The organism is Rhodococcus sp. CX, from assembly GCF_015865005.1.
In the GTDB taxonomy this organism is placed as follows: domain Bacteria; phylum Actinomycetota; class Actinomycetes; order Mycobacteriales; family Mycobacteriaceae; genus Rhodococcus.
Map to the genome: position 1 here is coordinate 55,562 of NZ_JADZGH010000277.1, position 5,781 is coordinate 61,342.

A 5,781-nucleotide genomic window follows, 5' to 3' on the forward strand; every position below is an offset into this window, starting at 1 on the left:
ACGCGTCCTTACGGTTGGTGCTCCTGAACCTTTTCGGCCGCAGCGCGTCGCCGCGCCAGCACCGTGCAGGTACCGGCGATCGTTGCGGTCAGAGCGCCGGTCGCGAGCAGCTGTGTGCGCGCGGCGGTGTCGAACAGCGCGAGCACCGCGATGCCGGCGAGCAGGCCGAGCGTCGCGTACGACAGGTACGGGAAGCCCCACATCTTCAGCGGCAGTGCATCCTCGGTGCCGTTGCGTCGTGCGCGACGACGGAGCACGATGTGCGAGACCGCGACGAACGTCCACAGCACCAGGATCGTGGAGCCGACGGCGTTGAGGAGCAGCGGCAGCACCCGGTCGGGGTAGAGAAAGTTCAGCCCGACCGTGACGAAGCCGAACGCCACCGAAGCGAGCACCGCATTGCGGGGAACGCCGTTGGACGACAGTCGCCCGAAGACGGGATGCGCCGATCCTCGGTGCGACAGCGAGAAGATCATCCGGGACGCGCTGAACAGCATCGCGTTGAGCGACGAGAGCAGCGCGACCACGACGATCACGGTCATCACCGCGGCGGCACCCGGGACGGCCCCGGCCTGCAGCACGGCGACGAACGGACCGGTCGCGAGGTCCTCGGAGGTCCACGGCAGGATCGTCACCATCACGAGCACCGACCCGATGTAGAACACGAGGATGCGCCACACCAGGGTGCGCACCGCGCGGCCCACGTTACGACGGGGATCGGCGGTCTCCGCGGCGGCGATCGCGATGATCTCGGTGCCACCGAACGCGAACACCACGATGAGCAGGCCGGCGGCGATACCGGCGATACCGGTGGGGGCGAACCCGCCGTGCGCCGTGAGGTTCGCGAAGCCGGTCGTCTCGAACGTGGGCATCCACCCGGCGATCATCGCGACACCGATCACCAGGAACCCGAGGATCGCGGCGATCTTGATTGCGGCGAACCAGAATTCGACCTCGCCGAAGCGGCGCACGCCGACGAGGTTCACGCCCGTCAGCGCGACCATGTAGAACAGCGCGGACGCCCACTGGGGGATCCCGGGCAGTGCCACCGCGGTGATCGCGGCAGCGCCGGTGGCCTCCGCGGCGATCACGATGATGACCTGCACCCAGTACAACCACCCGATGGTCCGGCCCGCGACGGGACCCAGGGCGTTCTCGGTGTGTTCTGAGAAGGCGCCGCTGGCGGGGTTGGCCGCAGCCATCTCACCCATCATGCGCATCACGAACACGACGAGAACGGCCGCGACGAGGAACGAGATCAGGATCGCCGGGCCGGCGACGGCGATGCCCGCCCCCGACCCGACGAACAGGCCGGCCCCGATGGCGCCGCCGAGGCTCATCATGACGAGCTGGCGGGGCCTCATCGCGCGATGCAGACCGGCGGTGCTCTGGGCACCGGTCGTGGTCGCGGGAGCCAGGGTTTCAGTCATCGATGCGCTCCCCGGCCGGAACCAGCTGGTCGAGTGCGATCTCGAAGGCCGTCGCGGCGAGTCCGGTGAGCTCGGCCGAACGGTCGTGGCACCGACGCAGGGCAGTCTCGATGGTGGTGGACACATCACCGAAGATCGCGGCGTCGGAGACCTCCACGTCGCCTTCCATGAGCTGGGCGAAGGCGCGGGCCATGCCGCAGTTGGCGATGAAGTCGGGGATCACGGCGACGGACTTGTCGGCGTGCTCGTAGGTGGGGCCGTAGAAGATCTCGTCGTCGGCGAACGGGACGTTCGCGCCCGAGGCGATCGACTCGAGTCCCGCAGCGACCATGCGGTCGACCTGCTCGCGGGTGACGAGTCGGCTTGCGGCGCAGGGCAGGAAGATCTCGGCTCCGAGATCCCAGATGCGGGCGTTCACCTCGTCGAAGGGGAGCATGCGGTCGCTGCGCAGGGCGTTGCCGTCGCGCTCGAGCAGCAGGGTGCGGACCTCGTCGAAGGAGAGCCCCTCGGGCTCGAGGATGCCGCCGTCGCGGTCGATGATGCCCACGATCGACGCGCCGGCCTGGGCGAGATAGTAGGCAGCGGCGGCGCCGACGTTGCCCCAGCCCTGCACCACCACGCGCTTGCCCGCCAGGTCGCTGCCCCGGTAGACGAGCTGGTGGTGACGGACCGACTCGGCGACGCCGTAACCGGTGATCAGATCGGCGACAGTGTATTTCGTGCTGGTGGTGGGGGTGAACCGCGCGTCCTCGACGACCTTCGCGACGCCGAGCCGCAGCTGGCCCACCCGCTGGATCCGCTGGCGCTCGTCCTTGCCGAAGTGACCGTTGACGACGCCTTCCTGCGGGTGCCACAGGCCGTTGGCCTCGGTGAGCGGAACGACCTCGTTCATCTCGTCGACGTTGAGGTCGCCGCCGGTGCCGTAGTACGCCTGCAGCAGGGGAGTGACCGCCGCGAACCAACGGCGCAGCACGCCTTCCTTGCGCGGGTCGGACGGATCGAAATCGATGCCGGACTTGGCGCCACCGATCGCGGGTCCGGAGACGGTGAACTTGATCTCCATGGTCTTCGCCAGCGACTCCACCTCGCGCCGGTCGAGACCGCGGCGCATGCGGGTGCCGCCGCCCGCTGCGCCGCCCCGCAGCGAGTTGATGACGACCCAGCCCCGGGCGGTGGTCTCGGTGTCGTGCCACTCGAAGACGATCTCGGGGGCTTTTTCTTCGAATCGGGTCAGCAGGTTCTTCATGGCGAACGACTGTGACGGCAGTAACAAATGCCGCGCAACTGTGCCTCGGAGAACTGTGCAGCGTGCGGAGGGTCCGGATGCCCGAAGCGCTTTTTTCTGTGCAATCCGGCTAGTCGGAACGGGATTGTGGACGTGATCGGCTCAGCGCCGGTACGCGGGTGCTTTCGCGGATCGTTCGGGCTGGAGGGTGCGGAGCAGCGGCATCGCCCGGTAGTGCACGACCTCCGACAGCACCATCACGCTCGTCGAGCGCGCGACGATCGACGAGCGGTTCAGTTCGATGAGGGTCTGCTGGAGGCCGAGATGCGATTCGGCCCCGATGCGGCACAGGACGTCGCCCGCGCCGGTGGTGGCGAACGCTTCGAGCACCCCCGGGATGCGTTCGAGGACCTCCGTGACGTCTTCGAGAGCGCCCTGCACGATCTCCATCGTCACGAACGCCTGGACCTCGAAACCTGCTGCGGCGAGGTTGATCCGGGGTTCGTAGCCGGCGATCACCCCGGTGTCCTCGAGGCGCCGCAGGCGTGCCGAGACGGTGGCGCGCGCGACCTTCAGGCGACGGGACAGCTCGAGCGCGCCGACCTTCGGGTCGGCGTGCAGGGCCTCGAGAAGAGCGAAATCCAATTCGTCCAGCTGCACGGGCTCGCGCATCGCGCTTCCTTCCCATCGGACGCCGAAAACTAGCCTGATTGTATAGGTGAACGTCAGGATTCCAGCGAATTCGAGTCAGTCGGACCAGTTCCCGAAGGCGACGTTGCGTCCCACCGGCGGGTGGGTTTCTCCTGGTGACACACGACACAACGACTGTGCCGCAGTGAGCGGCAGGAGGTTGCAGCGATGACTCTGGAATACACCCTGACCGACAGCGAACGACTCGCTCAGCTCGACGCCGAGGAGCTCCAGCGCCTCGTCGGTCTGGTGGAGTACGACAGCGAACGGGATCCGTTCCCCGTGAGCGGCTGGGACGCTGTGGTGTGGGTGGTCGGCAACGCGACGCAGACGGCGCACTACTTCCAGTCGGCCTACGGCATGGAACTCGTCGCCTATTCCGGACCCACCACCGGCAACCGCGACCACCACGCCTACGTACTGCGCAGCGGCGCCGTGCGATTCGTGATCAAGGGCGCGGTGGATCCGGACAGCCCGCTGATCGAGCACCACCGCCTGCACGGTGACGGCGTGGTCGACATCGCGCTGCAGGTCCCGGATGTCGACAAGTGCATCGAGCACGCCCGGCGCCAGGGAGCGACCGTCCTCGAGGAGCCCTACGAGCTGAGCGACGAGAACGGCACCGTCCGCATCGGTGCCATCGCGACCTACGGCGACACACGGCACACGCTGGTCGACCGGTCGCGCTACAACGGTCCGTACCTGCCCGGCTACGTCGAGCGCACCTCGACCTACCGCAAGCGCGAGGGCGCGCCGAAGCGGATCTTCCAGGCGCTCGATCACGTCGTCGGCAACGTCGAACTCGGACGCATGGACGAGTGGGTCGACTTCTACAACCGCGTCATGGGTTTCACGAACATGGCGGAGTTCATCGGCGACGACATCGCGACCGACTACTCGGCTCTCATGAGCAAGGTGGTGTGCAACGGCAACCACCGCGTGAAGTTCCCGCTCAACGAGCCCGCGATCGCGAAGAAGCGTTCGCAGATCGACGAGTACCTCGACTTCTACCGCGGACCGGGTGCGCAGCACCTCGCCCTGGCCACCAACGACATCCTCACCGCGGTCGACCGGCTGCGTGAGGAGGGCGTGGAGTTCCTCGCGACTCCCGATGCGTACTACGACGATCCGGAGCTGCGTGCCCGTATCGGCAAGGTCCGGGTGCCGATCGAGGAGCTGAAGAAGCGCGGCATTCTGGTCGACCGCGACGAGGACGGCTACCTGCTGCAGATCTTCACGAAGCCCATCGGCGACCGCCCGACGGTGTTCTTCGAACTGATCGAGCGGCACGGATCGCTCGGCTTCGGCAAGGGCAACTTCAAGGCGCTGTTCGAGGCGATCGAGCGGGAGCAGGCCGCACGCGGCAACTTCTGAGTCCGGGCTCCGGACCGGATCCGATCGCTCACCCGGTCGGTGCGGGGTGGGACGGGTCGTCGCCGGGGCCGGCGCGGTCGCGGTACGTGCTCGGGGTGAAACCGAGCACGCGCCGGAAGTCCGCGCACAGGTGTGCCTGGTCGGCGTACCCGAGTTCGGCGGCGACCTGCCCGATCGGAATCGCCGGGTCGTCGCGCAGGCGCTGGGCGGCCTCCTGCAGCCGGTAACGGCGGATCATCGCCAGCGGTGTCACCCCGACGTGCCGCAGCGCGAGGCGCTGCACGCTGCGCACGGAGATCCCCAGCGTCTGTGCCAGGTCGTCGACACGGGTCGGTCCGAGATCGGCGGCGATCGCGTCCTCCATCGCGTTGGCCAGTTCACCCTCGGCGTCGGGTGGGCCGACACGGTCGAGGAGCCACGCGGAGTACGCCGCGGTCGCGCGAGCCCGCCGGGCGGCGCCGTCACCATCGGGCGACATCGCCGCCGTCACGGCGCGGTGCAGCTCGGTTGCCTCGAACGGGACCTGCCGGTCGCGTGCCGCGCGGGGGTCGCCGACGAGCGCCGGGACAGCGGCGGGGCGCAGCAGCGCACCGACCGCCCAGCCGGTGCCGGTCAGGTCGCGGTGCGACCGTCGCGTCGTCGGACCGGACAGGGTCACCCCATCGGCTCCGACGGTGAGATTCGAGGCGGGGAAGGACAGGACCTCCTGCCGCGAGGTTCGGCCCGGGGCGAGCTGCCATTCCGGAATCCAGAACCACCGCACCAGGCCTGTGAGTTCGCGCGGCGGCGGTTCGCGATGGAACGTGGGCAGGCGCGCGGGATACAGGACCCCGCGTCGGTCGCTGGTCGTCACGCCGGATCCCTTCTCGTGTGCTGTCGCGAATCTACAAGCCACCCCCGACGGTCCGGTCCTAGCGTCGGGGCATGAACGAGAACACCATGACCGGAGCCGGTGTCACCGGCGACCACACGACCGACGGTATCCCGCACGGATCCACCAGCCTGACCCCGTTCATCGCGGTGCCGTCGGCCCGCGACGCCATCGAGTTCTACCGCTCGGTG

General features: G+C 68.5%; 5 protein-coding genes and 1 pseudogene. 2 read left to right on the top strand and 4 right to left on the bottom strand.

Features of this window, described 5'->3' with window-relative positions; all coding sequences use genetic code 11:
* Positions 1–8: 8 nt before the first annotated feature.
* From I0Q12_RS31520 to I0Q12_RS31530, 3 genes are all read right to left on the bottom strand, one after another.
* The gene (locus I0Q12_RS31520) at positions 9–1,430 is read right to left on the bottom strand and encodes an amino acid permease (RefSeq protein ID WP_197257997.1); all 1,422 of its coding nucleotides are present in this window, start codon (positions 1,428–1,430) and stop codon (positions 9–11) included.
* Positions 1,423–2,676, bottom strand: coding sequence for a Glu/Leu/Phe/Val dehydrogenase dimerization domain-containing protein (locus tag I0Q12_RS31525; protein ID WP_197257999.1), 1,254 nt, complete (start codon positions 2,674–2,676; stop codon positions 1,423–1,425). The genes I0Q12_RS31520 and I0Q12_RS31525 overlap by 8 nt, the downstream gene beginning before the upstream one ends.
* Positions 2,677–2,817: 141 nt before the next feature.
* Complete coding sequence (locus I0Q12_RS31530) at positions 2,818–3,327, bottom strand: Lrp/AsnC family transcriptional regulator (protein ID WP_197258001.1); 510 nt, start codon at positions 3,325–3,327, stop codon at positions 2,818–2,820.
* Positions 3,328–3,513: 186 nt separating this feature from the next.
* On the opposite strand from I0Q12_RS31530, the gene hppD reads away from it, so the two are divergent.
* A complete protein-coding gene (hppD, locus tag I0Q12_RS31535) occupies positions 3,514–4,719 on the top strand; it encodes a 4-hydroxyphenylpyruvate dioxygenase (protein WP_197258003.1) in 1,206 nt (401 codons plus the stop codon).
* A 28-nt stretch (positions 4,720–4,747) separates the two neighbouring features.
* Here hppD and I0Q12_RS31540 read toward each other — a convergent pair whose 3' ends face one another.
* Positions 4,748–5,572 carry a helix-turn-helix transcriptional regulator gene (locus I0Q12_RS31540; protein WP_197258006.1) on the bottom strand — a complete coding sequence of 275 codons (825 nt, stop codon included), beginning with the start codon at positions 5,570–5,572 and terminating at the stop codon, positions 4,748–4,750.
* Positions 5,573–5,643: 71 nt separating this feature from the next.
* Between I0Q12_RS31540 and I0Q12_RS34575 the strand changes: the two are divergent.
* A pseudogene (locus tag I0Q12_RS34575) lies at positions 5,644–5,781 on the top strand (VOC family protein); the annotation flags it as partial.

Coding starts and splice junctions, on each gene's coding strand:
- I0Q12_RS31520 (WP_197257997.1), bottom strand. CDS start 1,430: ATGACTGAAACCCTGGCTCCCGCGACCACGACCGGTGCCCAGAGCACC.
- I0Q12_RS31530 (WP_197258001.1), bottom strand. CDS start 3,327: ATGCGCGAGCCCGTGCAGCTGGACGAATTGGATTTCGCTCTTCTCGAG.
- I0Q12_RS31525 (WP_197257999.1), bottom strand. CDS start 2,676: ATGAAGAACCTGCTGACCCGATTCGAAGAAAAAGCCCCCGAGATCGTC.
- hppD (WP_197258003.1), top strand. CDS start 3,514: ATGACTCTGGAATACACCCTGACCGACAGCGAACGACTCGCTCAGCTC.